The sequence below is a fragment of the Antribacter gilvus genome (genome assembly GCF_003946865.1).
Lineage (GTDB): Bacteria > Actinomycetota > Actinomycetes > Actinomycetales > Cellulomonadaceae > Antribacter > Antribacter gilvus.
This window is the reverse complement of record NZ_QXTH01000006.1, coordinates 106,373-119,960: the sequence shown is the minus strand read 5'-3', so window position 1 is coordinate 119,960 and position 13,588 is coordinate 106,373. Positions and strand designations below refer to the sequence as shown.

At 72.7% G+C, this 13,588-nt stretch carries 13 protein-coding genes and 1 riboswitch; of the genes, 6 read left to right on the top strand and 7 right to left on the bottom strand.

All coding sequences use genetic code 11. The features are described from left to right. Positions 1-32: 32 nt before the first annotated feature. On the top strand, positions 33-479 hold the full coding sequence (locus D1350_RS11920) for a MarR family winged helix-turn-helix transcriptional regulator (protein WP_164545146.1): 447 nt from the start codon (positions 33-35) through the stop codon (positions 477-479). After that, on the top strand, positions 476-1,762 hold the full coding sequence (locus D1350_RS11915) for an MFS transporter (protein ID WP_125776218.1): 1,287 nt from the start codon (positions 476-478) through the stop codon (positions 1,760-1,762). The genes D1350_RS11920 and D1350_RS11915 overlap by 4 nt, the downstream gene beginning before the upstream one ends. Before the next feature lie 82 nt (positions 1,763-1,844). Here the strand turns inward: D1350_RS11915 and D1350_RS11910 are convergent, their stop codons facing one another. The 3 genes from D1350_RS11910 to serC all read right to left on the bottom strand — a co-directional run bounded on the left by D1350_RS11910 (position 1,845) and on the right by serC (position 5,036). Next, positions 1,845-2,690: an MHYT domain-containing protein gene (locus D1350_RS11910; RefSeq protein WP_240644054.1), complete on the bottom strand. Its 846-nt coding sequence runs from the start codon at positions 2,688-2,690 to the stop codon at positions 1,845-1,847. Between the two features lie 255 nt (positions 2,691-2,945). Further along, positions 2,946-3,815: an MHYT domain-containing protein gene (locus tag D1350_RS11905; RefSeq protein WP_125776217.1), complete on the bottom strand. Its 870-nt coding sequence runs from the start codon at positions 3,813-3,815 to the stop codon at positions 2,946-2,948. Positions 3,816-3,875: 60 nt separating this feature from the next. Beyond that, positions 3,876-5,036 (bottom strand): phosphoserine transaminase, encoded by a 1,161-nt coding sequence (gene serC / locus D1350_RS11900; RefSeq protein WP_125776216.1) that lies wholly within the window; start codon positions 5,034-5,036, stop codon positions 3,876-3,878. A 158-nt stretch (positions 5,037-5,194) separates the two neighbouring features. Between serC and D1350_RS11895 the strand changes: the two genes are divergently transcribed. The 3 genes from D1350_RS11895 (at position 5,195) to D1350_RS11885 (ending at position 8,270) form a co-directional block, all read left to right on the top strand. Further along, positions 5,195-5,929 (top strand): iron-dependent transcriptional repressor DtxR, encoded by a 735-nt coding sequence (locus tag D1350_RS11895; protein WP_125776215.1) that lies wholly within the window; start codon positions 5,195-5,197, stop codon positions 5,927-5,929. Positions 5,930-6,092: 163 nt separating this feature from the next. Beyond that, a riboswitch (cyclic di-AMP (ydaO/yuaA leader) is annotated at positions 6,093-6,282 on the top strand. 2 nt (positions 6,283-6,284) lie between these two features. Continuing rightward, entirely contained in the window at positions 6,285-7,037 is a 753-nt protein-coding gene (locus D1350_RS11890; RefSeq protein WP_125776214.1) for a C40 family peptidase, read from the top strand. A gap of 153 nt (positions 7,038-7,190) precedes the next feature. Then, positions 7,191-8,270, top strand: a complete 1,080-nt coding sequence (locus D1350_RS11885) for a universal stress protein (protein WP_125776213.1) — start codon at positions 7,191-7,193, stop codon at positions 8,268-8,270. A 124-nt stretch (positions 8,271-8,394) separates the two neighbouring features. Here the strand turns inward: D1350_RS11885 and D1350_RS11880 are convergent, their stop codons facing one another. From D1350_RS11880 to D1350_RS11870, 3 genes are read right to left on the bottom strand one after another with little or no spacing between them, the layout of a single operon-like run. After that, positions 8,395-8,799 carry a GntR family transcriptional regulator gene (locus D1350_RS11880; RefSeq protein ID WP_125776212.1) on the bottom strand — a complete coding sequence of 135 codons (405 nt, stop codon included), beginning with the start codon at positions 8,797-8,799 and terminating at the stop codon, positions 8,395-8,397. Next, complete coding sequence (locus tag D1350_RS11875; RefSeq protein WP_125776211.1) at positions 8,796-9,740, bottom strand: hypothetical protein; 945 nt, start codon at positions 9,738-9,740, stop codon at positions 8,796-8,798. Before D1350_RS11875 ends, D1350_RS11880 begins: the two co-directional genes overlap by 4 nt. After that, a complete protein-coding gene (locus tag D1350_RS11870) occupies positions 9,740-10,639 on the bottom strand; it encodes a hypothetical protein (RefSeq protein WP_125776210.1) in 900 nt (299 codons plus the stop codon). The genes D1350_RS11875 and D1350_RS11870 overlap by 1 nt, the downstream gene beginning before the upstream one ends. 114 nt (positions 10,640-10,753) lie before the next feature. Between D1350_RS11870 and D1350_RS11865 the strand changes: the two genes are divergently transcribed. Next, positions 10,754-12,223: a serine hydrolase domain-containing protein gene (locus D1350_RS11865; protein WP_125776209.1), complete on the top strand. Its 1,470-nt coding sequence runs from the start codon at positions 10,754-10,756 to the stop codon at positions 12,221-12,223. Between the two features lie 93 nt (positions 12,224-12,316). Here D1350_RS11865 and D1350_RS11860 read toward each other — a convergent pair whose 3' ends face one another. After that, positions 12,317-13,585: an aspartate aminotransferase type Ic gene (locus D1350_RS11860; RefSeq protein WP_206074517.1), complete on the bottom strand. Its 1,269-nt coding sequence runs from the start codon at positions 13,583-13,585 to the stop codon at positions 12,317-12,319. Between the last annotated feature and the right edge of the window lie 3 nt (positions 13,586-13,588).

Below are 13,588 nucleotides of genomic sequence, written 5' to 3'. Positions count from 1 at the left end.
ATTACCAGAGGTAATGACCTACGCTAATTAGCGTGACAGGAACCGGAACCGCCGCCCCCCGCACCCCCGCGACCCTCGGTGGCGACCTCCGGGTCGCCCTCGTCCGGATCTCGCGCCGTCTGCGCGCCCAGCGCGGTGAGGCGGACCTGCCGGAGGGGCAGTTCGGCGTGCTCACCGTGCTGCACAAGCACGGGGAGATGTCGCCCGGTTCCCTCGCCGAGCACGAGCGCGTGCGTCCGCCGTCGATGACGCGCGCCGTGAACGCCCTCGCGGAGATCGGCCTGGTCGAGAAGGTCGAGCACGCGACGGACAAGCGCCAGGTCGTGGTGCGCCTCACCCCCGCGGGCATCAAGGAGGTCGAGGTCACCCGTCGTCGCCGCGACGCCTGGCTCACCCAGCAGCTCTCCACCCTGACCGAGGAGGAGCTCGACGTCCTGGCTCGCGCCGGCGAGCTGTTGAGCCGGATCGCCGCACGATGAGCAGTACGTTCTCCAGCCTTCGATATCCCAACTACCGCATCTGGTTCGCCTCGGCCCTCGTCGCCAACATCGGCACGTGGATGCAGCGCGTGGCGCAGGACTGGGTCGTCCTGACCGAGCTCACCCACGAGTCCGGCGTGGCCGTCGGCATCGTCACGGCACTCCAGTTCGGGCCGGCGCTGCTGCTGTCGCCCTGGGCCGGCGTGCTCGCCGACCGCGTGGACCGCCGCAAGCTCCTGATGGCCACGCAGGGCGCCATGGGCGTGCTCGGGCTCGGGCTCGGTGCTCTCCACCTCTCCGGCCACGCGCAGCTCTGGCACGTCTACGTGTTCGCGACGCTGCTCGGCGTCGTCTCCGCGCTCGACAGCCCCGCCCGCCAGACGTTCGTCGCCGAGCTCGTCCCCACGAGCGGCCTCGCGAACGCGGTGGGCCTCAACGCGACGTCGTTCAACGCCGCGCGCCTCATCGGTCCCGGTGTGGCAGGCCTGCTCATCGCGGCCGTGGGAGCCGGGTGGGTGTTCGTCATCAACGGCGTCACGTTCGGCGCGGTGATCCTTGCACTGGCCCGGATGCGCGGCCTGACGCCGGCGCCGCGCATGGCCGCAGCCAAGGGCCGGATCCGCGAGGGGGTGGCGTACGTCCGAGGGCGCAGCGACATCCTCGTGATCATGGTCGTGATGGGCGTGGTCTCGACGTTCGGGCTCAACTTCCAGCTGACGTCGGCCATGATGGCGCGCATCGAGTTCGGCCGTGGCGCGAGCGAGTACGGCATCCTCGGCTCGGTCCTCGCGATCGGCTCGCTCGCGGGAGCCCTGCTCGCCGCCCGGCGGGAGCGGCCGCGCGTGCGGCTCGTCCTGGGTGCGGCCTTCGCCTTCGCCGCGGCCACCGCCGTCCAGGCGGTCATGCCCACGTTCCTCGGCTACCTGATCATGTGCATCCCGGTGGGGCTCGCGTCGCTGACCATGCTCACCGCCGCGAACGCGGCCATCCAGCTCTCCGTCGACCCGGAGGTGCGCGGCCGCGTCATGTCGCTCTACATGATGGTCCTGCTCGGCGCGACGCCCCTCGGGTCGCCCGTCGTGGGCTGGGTGGGGGAGACGTACGGCCCGCGCTGGGCCGTGCTCGTGGGCTCGGTCGCCACGGTCCTCGTCGCCACCGGCGCGACGATCTGGGCGAGCAGGCGCTGGCACGTGCGGGTCCGGTACCAGCTCCGCCCCCGTCCGGGCCTCCGGGTGGTCTACCTCGACCAGCCGGCACAGGAGGACGCGATCCTCGCGGCGTAGCACGACGATGCCCGACGCCGGACTGGTCGCCTTCCGCGGAAGGCGACCAGCCCGGCGTCGGGCATCGTCGTGACGCTGGGGGTCAGCCAGACTGGGACTGGCGGACCCGGTCGTTCTGCAGGCGCTCGAACTGCACCCGCTCGAACTGCTTGCGCTCGAACTTGCGCTGCTGGAGCTTGGCCTCGAACTCCGCCTGGGCGCGGATCTCGGCCTCCGTGGGCCAGAGGCCGATGACGAGGATGAGCATGAACGTCACCACGGACACGCCCATGACGAGCGGGACCAGCAGCTCGGTGGTGCTTGCGCCGAGCGGGATGGTCTCGGACGGGTTCGTGAGCGAGATGCCGGCCATGCCGGTGAAGTGCATGCCGCACACGGCCAGGCCCATGACGGCCGTGGCGATGATCGTGGCGACGATGCCGCGGATGTTCACCGTGCACCAGAGTGCTGCGGTGGCGGCCACCACGGCGATCGCGATGGACGCGATCACGTAGGGGACGCTGTACTGCACGTCGGCAGACATCTGCATCGCCGCCATGCCCATGTAGTGCATCGCCGCCACGCCGGTGCCGGCGAGGACCCCGCCGACCACGATGGCGGGCGTTCGCCCCTTGCCCATGTCGACGATGAAGAGACCCGCGCCGACGACGACCACGGCGACGAGCGCGCTGAGGAGGGTGAGCGGGACGTCATACCGGATGGTGACGCCGACGGCGCCGAAACCGAGCATGCCGATGAAGTGCATCACCCAGATGCCGGTCCCGCCGAGAGCGACGGCGCCGAGAACGAGCCAGATCGAACGACCGACTCCGGTCGCCGCCCGGGCGCGTGAGGTGCAGGACAGGGCGGTAGCCGCCCCGGTGCACGAGAGGGCATACGCCAGAAGGGGCGTGATGATCCCGTAGGTAAAATGGTCGATCACTGGCATCGCAGAAAGCCCCTCGAAGTACCAGACGTAGGACCGACGCCGTGTGGCTTACGGTCGCCGGGTTCTTGGGTCGCCGGGGCCGTCTGGCCGCCGGGATCCGGTCACGCTACAGAGCGTTCGCCAGGCGGACAATACGGAGCAACATCATAATCACCCGCCCGAACGGGAACATTCAGCCATGACTCGGCCGTTTGGGTTAGATTACGGTTGTGATGCGCAGCGGTTCACCCGTGTGCTGGTACGGGGGCGCCGGTGTCAGTCGCGGCGCTCGAAGGAGTCGGACGAGCGGGTCCTGAAGTCGAACGGACCGGCCTGCTTGCTGCGCTGCTCGAGGGCGACGCGCTGGATCTCCTGCTGGCGGGCCTTCCACTCCTCGAACTGTGCCTGCGTCCGCATCTCGCCCGCGCTGGGCCAGATGGTGACGACGACGACGAGGAGCAGCGTGCTGACCGTGAGTGCCGCGATGAGCGGCAGGAGCAGCTCGTCGGCAGCGACGCCGACCGTCGGCACCGGGATGGGCGTGCCGGCCTCGTGGTGGGCGCTCATGGCCGACATGCCGGTGTAGTGCATGCCGGAGACGGCGATGCCCATGACCACGGTGGACGCGGCGGCGGCGAGCACGCCCCGGACGTTGACGGCGAGCCAGAGGCCCACGGACGCGGCGACGAGGGCGATGACCACGGACAGCGCCACGAGGAGCGGGTCGTACTCGATCGCCACCTCCGCGTGCATGGCGGCCATGCCCAGGTAGTGCATGCCGGTGACGCCGAGGCCTGCGACCGCGCCGCCCGCGAGGACGTGCGGCGTGCGGGACCGGCCCCGGTCCACGATGAACAGCCCCACGCCGACCACGACGACGGCGAGCACCGCGCTGGCCAGAGTCAGGGGGATGTCGTAGGTGATCTCGGCACCGGTGATCGCGAAGCCCAGCATCGCGACGAAGTGCATGACCCAGATCCCGGTGCCGCCGATGGCGATCGCGCCGAGGATCAGCCAGACCGACCTCTGCCTGCCTGCGGAGACCCGGGCCCGGGCGGTGGCGGAGAGCCCTGCGGCGCAGCCGATGCACGAGAGCGCGAACGAGAGAGCCGGAGTCAACAGGCCCTGCGAGAAGTGGTCGATCACAAATCCCCCAATTTGTGTTAAGATGGACACGCCTCGCCGTGTGCATTCGCGCGCCGGGGGTCATCTTAGATGATTTTGGATCCAATCGACGGATGAAGTAAGAGCCGCGACGTCGTCCGGCTCCACCGCCGGGAACATGCCCACCCGGAGCTGATTCCGTCCCAGCTTGCGGTAGGGGAAGACGTCCCGCACACCGTTCTCCCGCAGGGTCGCGACCACGGCCTTCGCGTCGATCGACGGGTCGAGGTCGATGGTGCCGACCACCGTGGACCGCTCCGCCGGGTCCGCCACGAACGGCGTCGCCCACTCGCGGGCCTCCGCCCACGAGTAGAGGATCTCCGCCGAGGCGGCCGACCGCTTCACCGCCCAGTCCAGCCCGCCCTGCGCCAGCAGCCACTCCACCTGGTCGGCCAGCAGCACCAGGGTGGCGACCGCCGGGGTGTTGAGGGTCTGGTCCGCGCGTGAGTTCTCCAGGGCCGTGGTGAGCGACAGGAACTCCGGCACCCAGCGGCCGCTGCTCTCGATCCGGGCTGCCCGAGCCACGGCGTCGGGCGACAGGACTGCCAGCCACAGGCCGCCGTCGGCCGCGAAGACCTTCTGGGGGGCGAAGTAGTAGACGTCCGTCTCCGCCAGGTCGACGGGCAGCGCGCCCGCGCCGGAGGTGGCGTCGACGACGAGGAGCGGGCCCTCGCCCGTGCCCGCGCTGCCCCTGCCCGCGCCTGCTGCGCCCGCGGCCGCGCGGGGCACGGGCCGGCGGACCGGGGCCATCGCGCCAGTCGACGTCTCGTTGTGGGGCGTGGCCCAGACGTCCACGTCGTCGGACGGCTCGAGGTACGCCACCGTGCCAGGCTCCGCCCGGATCACCTGAGAGGGCTCCAGGAAGGGCGCGCGCGAGGTGGCCGTGGCGAACTTGGCCCCGAACTCGCCGAACGAGGCGTGCTGCGCCCGGCGCTCCACGAGGCAGAGGGTGGCGATGTCCCAGAACGCGGTGGAGCCGCCGTTGCCCAGGGCCACCTCGTAGCCGTCGGGAAGGTGGAGCAGCTCGGCCAGGCCGGTGCGGATGCGGCGGACGAGGTCCTTCACGGGCGGCTGGCGGTGCGAGGTGCCCAGGACGTCGGCGTGGTCCACCAGGGCCTGCACCTGGGCGGGCCGCACCTTCGACGGGCCGGATCCGAACCGGCCGTCCGCAGGCAGCAGGTCGGTAGGGATGGTCAACGGCATGGCGGGCTCCGGGGGACGCGTACGGCGGGGTGAGGGGCCATGTCGGCGCCCCCACCTAGACTAGGACGAGGGCCGGCGAGCCGGTGTGCCGGGTCGTCCGCCGAGACGGCCCGCCGCCGACGGCGGGGCCCGCAGAGCCGGCGAGAACGGGAGTGGACGTGACCGACCTGATCGACACCACCGAGATGTACCTCAAGACGATCTACGAGCTGGACGAGGAGGGCATCACGCCGCTGCGCGCCCGGATCGCGGAGCGGCTGGGGCACTCGGGCCCCACGGTGTCGCAGACGGTCGCGCGCATGGAGCGCGACGGGTTGCTCGTCGTCACCGGGGACCGCCACCTCGAGCTCACGGAGGCGGGCCAGGAGAAGGCGATGCGCGTCATGCGCAAGCACCGTCTTGCCGAGCGCCTGCTGACGGACGTGATCAAGCTCGACTGGGAGCACGTGCACGTCGAGGCGTGCCGCTGGGAGCACGTGATGAGCGAGCAGGTGGAGCGGCGCCTGGTGGGCCTGCTCGACCACCCGCACCACGACCCCTACGGCAACCCGATCCCCGGCCTGTCGGAGCTCGGGGAGGACTTCACCGACGTCCCCTTCCTCGCGGGGGTCGCGTCGCTGCCTGCGGTCTTCGAGGCTGCCGTGAAGAAGGGCGTCCGCGGACCCGTCTCGGCGTCGCTGACGCGGATCGCCGAGCCGCTCCAGACGGACGTCGACCTGCTGGCCCGGCTGGCCGACGCCGGTCTTGTGCCCGGGGCCCGCATCGTCGCCACCCACGAGAACGGCGTCTACACGGTGTCCGCGGACGTGCCGGCGGAGGCCGTCGCAGGTGATCCGCTCGTGCTCGACCTGCCCGAGGACCTGGCCCGGCACCTGTTCGTGGCAGCTTCCTGACCTGGCACGCCACTTCTTGGGGAACCGCCTCCGTGCTGCAGCACGGAGGCGGTTCTCTGTCATCTCCAGTTATCCGACAGGTCGCCTTCGTGACGTGAACGTGACATTCATCCGGGCATCCGGTACGTTCAGAACCGCTCCGAGGAGTTAATCCACCGGAGCCCTCGGACGGACGCCGAACTCTGTCACCGGCCGGGGCCACCACGACCCGCATGACAGAGGCGGGGGACCCACTTTGGGCGCCAGGGTGCGTCCTTGGGGTGAAGTCGGGCGGACTCTCGGGTCGCTCGGCCGGGTGCTTTCTCCCACCCGAACCCGACAGCTGACCTCGTAGGCGTACAAGGAGAGGTACCACGTGACCGCACGTACGTCTCGCGCTCGCCATCGTGCAGCGCGCCGACCTGTAGCTGGGCTCGCACAGAACCCGAACGTCGGCCGCAATGCAGCCGTCGTCGCAGCCGGGGCTGGGCTCCTCGTCTCGACCTTCGGCGGCGCCATGGCCGCCCAGGCCGCTCCCGTCGCCAACGACGCAGCCAAGCTGAGCACGGTGGACCTGTCTGCTCTGACGCAGCAGGCCCGCACCGCTCTCGCGGCTGCTCCGGTGGTCGCAGTGGCCGCGGACGCCGATCTCTCGGTGGAGCAGGCAGTCATCTCGGTGACGCCGGCTCCTGAGCCGGAGCCGGAGCCCGTCCGGGCAACCACCACGTCCCGTTCCTCGACCTCGTCGGGCACCACCTCGGGCTCTTCCACGATCGGCGCGGCTGTCCCGGCGTCGGCCAACGGTTCCACGATCATCTCGATCGCGGCCCGTTACGTGGGTGTCCCGTACGTCTCGGGCGGCACCACGCCGTCGGGGTTCGACTGCTCGGGGTTCACCTCCTACGTCTACGCGCAGGCCGGCATCAGCCTCCCGCGCACGTCGTCCGCGCAGGCTGCGGGCGGCACCCGGATCTCCCGCGCGAACGCGCAGCCGGGCGACCTCATCTACCAGCCGGGCCACATCGGCATCTACGCCGGCGGTAACACGATGATCGACGCGCCCCGCCCGGGCAAGACCATCCAGTTCCGTTCGATCTGGATGAGCGCGCCCCAATTCATCCGGTACTGAGCCCTCCAGCCACAGCTACCGCCACCGACGCCCCGGTCCATCCCATGGACCGGGGCGTCGTGCGTCCGGCCTTCCCGCGTTGCTCTCCTGCCGCGCCCCGGCCGGACGAGTAGCCTGGGGGCCATCACTCCAGGGAGACGTGGGAGGCGTGCGATGAAGCGACCCGAGGTCGTGCTGGTCGGGGTCGACGGCTCGGAGGCGAGCCTGCACGCGTTGGACTGGGCGGCCGCGTACGCGCGCCGCGTCGGATGGGCGCTGCACATCGTGTGCAGCTATTCGCTGCCGTCGTTCACCGCGGCCTCGCTCGACGGCGGGTATGCCGCCCTCGACGACAGCACCATCCAGGAAGGCGCCCGCGCGGTACTCGCCGAGGCGGAGGCCCGGGTGGCCGGCTGCGGTGTCCGGGTGACCACCGCCGTGGCGACCGGTGATGCCGCGGGGGTGCTCGTCGAGCTGTCGCGCGACTACGGCTTCGCCGTGGTCGGCACGCGCGGCCGAGGTGGCTTCACCGAGCGGCTGCTCGGCACCGTCTCGTCCGCACTCCCCGCGCACGCGCACTGCCCGGTCGTGGTGGTCCCGCTCCGGGAGACCCAGGGACGCGGCGCGTGGGCGCCGCCGGGGTCCGAGCAGGCCGCCGCGCAGCAGGCGGCAGCCGCGGCTGAGCGGGCGGCCCAGCGGCCGGGGGCAGGGGACCGCGTCGACAGTCCTGAGCGCGGGGCAACGGCCGGCGAGGCCGGCGGCCCCGGGCAGTGGAGCGCCGTGCGCGACGTGCGCCGGATCGTCGTCGGCGTCGACGGGTCCCCGCAGGCCGAGGTGGCGCTGCGGCACGCGATCGCCCAGGCCAAGGCCTGGGACTCGGAGCTGACGGCCGTCGCGGGCGTTCCCGTGGGGTCCGGCGCGGGGCTGCTGGCGTGGCTGCCCTCGAACATCGACCACGAGCAGGTGCTGGCCGACATCAAGGCCGGCCTCGACGTCATCATCGACCGCTACGAGGCGGAGAACCCGGGCATGGTGATCCGGCGGATCGTGCTCGACGGGACCGGCGCGGAGCTCCTCACGGAGTTCTCCTCGGCGGCCGACATGATCGTGGTGGGCTCGCGCGGGCGCGGCGGGTTCCGGGGGCTGCTGCTGGGCTCCACCAGCCAGGCGGTGCTGCACCACTCGGCGTGCCCCGTGCTGGTGGTCAACCGGAACTGCGCGGAGACGGACCCGGCGGAGGCGGCGCGCGCCTGAGGTGCGCGCATCACGCGGGGCGCGCACATCACTTCGGCAGTTCGTCGTCGGTTCGGCACTTCGAAGTGCCGAACCGACGACGAACTGCCGAAGCAATGTGCGTGGCGTACGCCGCCGCCGGTCCTCACGGTGCGTGGAGCGCTCCGCGGACCAGGTCCACGACGGCGTCGTCGGACAGGCCGGCGGCCCGCGCGTCGGCGACCAGGGCGCGGGCCTGCGCGACGAGCCCGTGCGTCGCCGGTGCCGTGGCGGCAGCCGACGCCACCGTTCCCGCCACCGCCGTGCCCGCAGCGATGACCGTGCCGGTCCGGCGGCGGCTCACCACCACGCCGCTCGCCTCGAGCTCGCGGAAGGCCCGCTGCACGGTGCCGACCGCGACGCCGAGGTCCCGGGCGAGGTCGCGAGACGCCGGCAGACGGTCCCCCTGGCGCAGCGACCCCACCGCGACGAGCGCGGCCACCTGCGCGCGGATCTGCTCGTAGACCGGGACGGGCGAGGTCAGGTCGATCCGGAGCTCGGTCGCGGTCATGCTGAGGCACCGCCCGTCGCCGGTCGGGGTCCCGTGCCACCGCCCGCAGATCCCACCGCGGCGTCGGCCGCCGCGCGCCGGGCAAGCAGCGCGGGCGCGGCGACGACGACGGAGCCGAGGCTGACCGCGAGCCCGAGGATCGCGCACACGGCCGCCGCGACCGGCCACTGCGCGGCGAGGAGCCGGAGCCCCGTGAAGAGCAGCAGCACCCCGAGCCCCCCGCCGGTCCACACCTGGGCGCCGGCCAGGACGCGGGCGGCGCTGGTGCGGCGGAGGGCGTCGTCGTGCGGGGTGGGGACGCCGGTGAGAGGCGTGCGGCGGGTGACCGCGCGGAGGGCGAGGAGCGTCCCGACGACGGCGACCGCGAGGACCGCCAGCATCGGGAGGCCGTACGGCCAGCCGGGGTAGGGGCCGGAGGCGCCGGTGGTGTAGCCCCCGTCGGGCAGGAGGATCACGGGCTGCTCCACGCTGCGCCCGTCCGGCGCGGCGGTGAGCCCGAACACGACGAGGGCGACCGCGCCCAGCGCGGCGGTGCCCGCGAACGTCCACAGGCGCCACCCGCCCAGGCCGATGATGGTGCGACGCGCGAGCGATGCTGTGCGGACCGCGCCGCGCGGCCGGGGGAAGCGCAGCTCGCCGAGGCCTCGCGCCGCCGCGAAGGTCGCGGCTGCGGCGAACGGCGCGACGGCCTGCGTCACGCCGGGCGCAGACAGCCCCGGACCGAACGACGACCACGCGACCGGAGCCGTCAGCATCGCGATGCCGACAGCGAGGCTCGAGGCCGCCGCGCCGAGCGACACGAGGGTCTCGTGACGTCGGGCGGCACGGACGGTCGCGAGGTCGGTCTCGGGCGGGCCCACCCGCATCGCGGCGACCAGCACCACGGTGAGCACGGCGAGCAGCAGGACCAGTGCGAGGAGCGCGAGGGGGAAGATCGACATCATCGGGTTCTCCGGATCGAGGGGATCGAGGGGCTCGAGCCCGCGGACTGGCGGGGGAGCACGGCGAGCAGAGCGAGCGCACCGGACACGACGCCCACCAGCACTCCGGCGCCTCCGGAGACCGCTGAGAGCCCGCTCCGGTCATGGGCCAGGTCCAGGACGACCCCGCCGAACATCAGGAACAGCGCGACAGCGCCCCCGAGCCAGAGCTGGGCGCCGCCGAGGACGCGATCGGCGCTGGTGCGGCGGAGGGCGTCGTCGTGCTCGGTCGGGAGGTCGGCGAGCGGCCTGCGGCGGACGACCAGGACGAGTGCACCGAAGGTGGCGGCGAGGCCGAGGGCAAGGCCGACCAGCATCGGGACGCCGTAGTCCCAGCCGGGATAGCTCTGGACGACGCCGGACTCGGTCGCGTCGGTCAGGGGGTTGTCGAGCATGGTGATGCTGCGGCCGTCGTCGTTGCCGCCGCGTGCGTAGACCACCACGGTCGCCACTCCCACGACGACCGTCAGGAGGAGGACGACGAGGCGCCACCCGCCGACGTCGGACACCGTGCGGCGCACGAGCGGAGCGGTGCGGACCGTGCCGCTCGGCTGTGGCCACGTCAGCTCGCCGAGGGCCCGGAACAGGCAGAACGTGAGGCAGGCGAGGCCGGGGAGGGCGGGTAGGAGGGTCGACTCCTGGACGCCGGACGCCGGGCCGTAGGCGGGCTGGGCGATCAGGCTGCCCACCGCGCCGGTTGCCATGCTGCCCCAGGCCGCGGCCACCGAGATCCGGGTCTCGTGCCGTCGGGCGACGGCGACGGGACCGCCGTCGCCGCGCGGCCCGCGCACCATGACCACCACCAGGACCACGGTCAGCGCGAGCCCGGTCAACAGGTACAGCAGTCCGACGCCGGCCATCAGGACGCCCTCTCGTTCGCGGCCCTTACGGCCGGACCATTGGATCAATGCGTTGGTGCATTGAACCAGAGTGCGGCGGGTGACCACAACCCGCCGTCGGGCAGGATGGGCGCCATGGCCTCGCCCGACCCCCGTACCGACGCCGACCTCGTCCGCGCCGCAGCCCCGTACCTCGCCGACTGGCTCGGTACGCAGGCCGCCTTCGCCCGCCTCCCGGGCGTGCAGGCGGCAGTCCGCGTGGGGGAGGAGGTGGTGCTCGACGTCGCGCACGGCGTCGCGGACGTCGCGACCGGCGAGCCGCTGCGCACCGACCACCTGTTCCGTGCGGCGTCGCACTCCAAGACGTTCCTCGCCACGGCGGTCCTCCGCCTGGCCGAGCGGGGGCTGCTCCGCCTCGACGACGCGCTCGCCGCGCATCTCCCGGAGCTCGACGGCGTGCCCGTCGGCGCCGTCACCGTCCGGGAGGCGCTCGGCCACACCGGCGGGGTGCGGCGCGACGGCAGCGACGCCGACTTCTGGCAGCTCGGCGGGCCGTTCCCGGACCGTGCCGTCCTGCTCGCGACGATCGCCAAGGAGGGCGAGGTCTTCGGCCGCGGCGAGCACTTCAAGTACTCGAACCTCGCCTACGGGCTGGTGGGCCTCGTCGTCGAGGCCGTGACAGGCGTCCCGTACGCCGACCACCTACGCTCGGACGTCATCGCGCCCGCCGGGCTCGCCGACACCCATCCCGAGATCGGCCCGGCCCTCGCCGGCCGCCTGGTGACCGGCCACAGTGCGCGGTCGGCCGACGACGACCGCCGCCTCCCCGTCGCGCACGTCCCCACCGGGGCGCTCGCGTCCGCGACGGGCCTCACCTCCACGGCGCGCGACCTCGTCACCTGGGCTGCCGCTCACTTCGCGGGCGACACGAGCTTGCTGTCACCCCGTTCGCAGCGGCTGGTGCAGCGGACGGAGAGCACCATCGCGATGCCGCGCGGCCGGGTCCGCGAGTACGGGCTCGGCTTCGAGGCGCGTGAGCTCGAGGGCCGACGGGTGGTCGGCCACGGCGGCGGCTTCCCCGGCCAGCTCACCCGGACGTGGTGGGACCCGTCGGGCCGGGTCGCGGTGTCGGTGCTCACCAACGCGGTGGACGGCCCGGCAGACGGCCTGGCGGCGGGCCTCTTCGCGCTGGTCGTCACAGCCCTGGAAGGCAGGCTGCCCGACGCCGGACCGGTCGCCCCCGGCGACGACCCCGCCTCGGGAGGTGCCACCGCCTCGAGCGGTGCCACCGCCTCGAGTGGTGCCGGGCTCGAGCGGTTCACCGGACGGTTCGCCGGGCTCTGGGGGCTGACCGACGTGGTGCTGCTGGGCGACCGGCTGTGGCTCCTCGACCCCCGGGCCGAGGACCCCTTGGTGGGTGCGGAAGCCCTCACGCCGGACGGTGACGTGCTCCGGCCGGAGCCGCACGCCGGGTTCCGGGCCGTGGGGGAGCCGGTCGAGTACGTCTGGGGCGAGGACGGCCGGCCGGCGGCGATCGTCGTCGGCGGGATGACGAGCTGGCGGGCGGACGAGTACGCCGCCCAGCGCGCGGAGCTGCTGCGCTGACCTCTCTTTCGCTGACTTCTCCTCGCTGTGGGTACGCAGATGGTCGCCGTTCGGGCGTGAACGGCGACCATCTGCGTACCCAGCGAAGTGGGGTCAGGCGTGGGCCTCCGCCGCGGCCAGGAGCACGCACGTGGCGACGCCGTCCATGGCCGTACGGACCTCGTCCAGCGGCGGCATCGTGGGCGCCAGGCGCAGGACGGCGTCCTCGGGGTCCTTCCCGTACGGGTACGTCGCACCCGCCGGGGTCAGGGCGATCCCGGCCGCCTTGGCCAGCTCCACCACGCGTGACGCCGTTCCCGGCACCACCGTCAGCGTGACGAAGTAGCCGCCCTTGGGCGAGGTCCACGACCCGACGCCGTACTTGCCGAGCCGGTCCGTCAGGATGTCGATGACGGCTGCGAACTTGGGCGCGAGGATCTCGCGGTGCTTGCGCATGTGCGCGCGCACGCCCTCCGCGTCGCCGAAGAACAGCTGGTGCCGCAGGTGGTTGACCTTGTCCGGACCGATCGAGGCGATCGCCAGGTGCTCCTTGAACCACGCGACGTTGCCCGGCGACGACGCCCAGAACGCCACACCCGCCCCGGCGAAGGTGACCTTGGACGTGGACGCCACCATGACGACGCGGTCCGGGTTCCCGGCCTCCGCCGCGAGCCCGAGGGCGTCGGCGCTGGTCACCTCGTCGTCGGTGAGGTGGTGCAGGGCGTACGCGTTGTCCCACACGATGCGGAAGTCGGGGGCCGCGGTCGGCATCGACACGAGCGCCCGCGCCACGTCGTCCGTGACGACGGCGCCGTCCGGGTTGGCGTACGTGGGTACCACCCACATGCCCTTGATGGCCGGGTCGTCCGCGACGAGGGCGGCGACGGCCTCTGCGTCGGGCCCGTCCGCCGTCATCGGGACGGGGATCATCTCGATGCCGAACGCCTCGCAGATCGCGAAGTGCCGGTCGTAGCCCGGCACCGGGCAGATCCACTTGACGGTCTCCTCGCGGGACCACGGGCTGGGTGACTGCGGGAAGCCGAACAGCATCGCGTACGCCAGCGTGTCGTGCATCAGCGTCAGCGACGCGTTGCCTCCGGCGAGCAGCTGCTCGACCGGCACGCCGAGCAGCTCGGCGAAGATCCGGCGCAGCCCCGGCAGGCCGTCCAGCCCGCCGTAGTTCCGGACGTCCGTGCCCGCGTCGTCGCGGGTGACGGCCTCGCCGGGGAGCGTGAGGAGCGCGTTGGACAGATCGAGCTGCTCCGCCGACGGCTTGCCTCGGGTGAGGTCGAGCTTCAGGCCCTTGGCCTGCAGCTCGGCATAGGCCTGCTGGAGCTCAGGAAGTGCCGCGGCCAGCGCCGCGGCGTCAGGGGTGGTGGTCACCTC

Excerpts from the sequence above, each read along its gene's own strand:
- D1350_RS11915 (WP_125776218.1), top strand. The coding sequence starts at position 476 with ATGAGCAGTACGTTCTCCAGCCTTCGATATCCCAACTACCGCATCTGG.
- D1350_RS11910 (WP_240644054.1), bottom strand. The coding sequence starts at position 2,690 with ATGCCAGTGATCGACCATTTTACCTACGGGATCATCACGCCCCTTCTG.
- serC (WP_125776216.1), bottom strand. The coding sequence starts at position 5,036 with ATGCCGTTGACCATCCCTACCGACCTGCTGCCTGCGGACGGCCGGTTC.
- D1350_RS11885 (WP_125776213.1), top strand. The coding sequence starts at position 7,191 with ATGAAGCGACCCGAGGTCGTGCTGGTCGGGGTCGACGGCTCGGAGGCG.
- D1350_RS11880 (WP_125776212.1), bottom strand. The coding sequence starts at position 8,799 with ATGACCGCGACCGAGCTCCGGATCGACCTGACCTCGCCCGTCCCGGTC.
- D1350_RS11875 (WP_125776211.1), bottom strand. The coding sequence starts at position 9,740 with ATGTCGATCTTCCCCCTCGCGCTCCTCGCACTGGTCCTGCTGCTCGCC.
- D1350_RS11870 (WP_125776210.1), bottom strand. The coding sequence starts at position 10,639 with ATGGCCGGCGTCGGACTGCTGTACCTGTTGACCGGGCTCGCGCTGACC.
- D1350_RS11865 (WP_125776209.1), top strand. The coding sequence starts at position 10,754 with ATGGCCTCGCCCGACCCCCGTACCGACGCCGACCTCGTCCGCGCCGCA.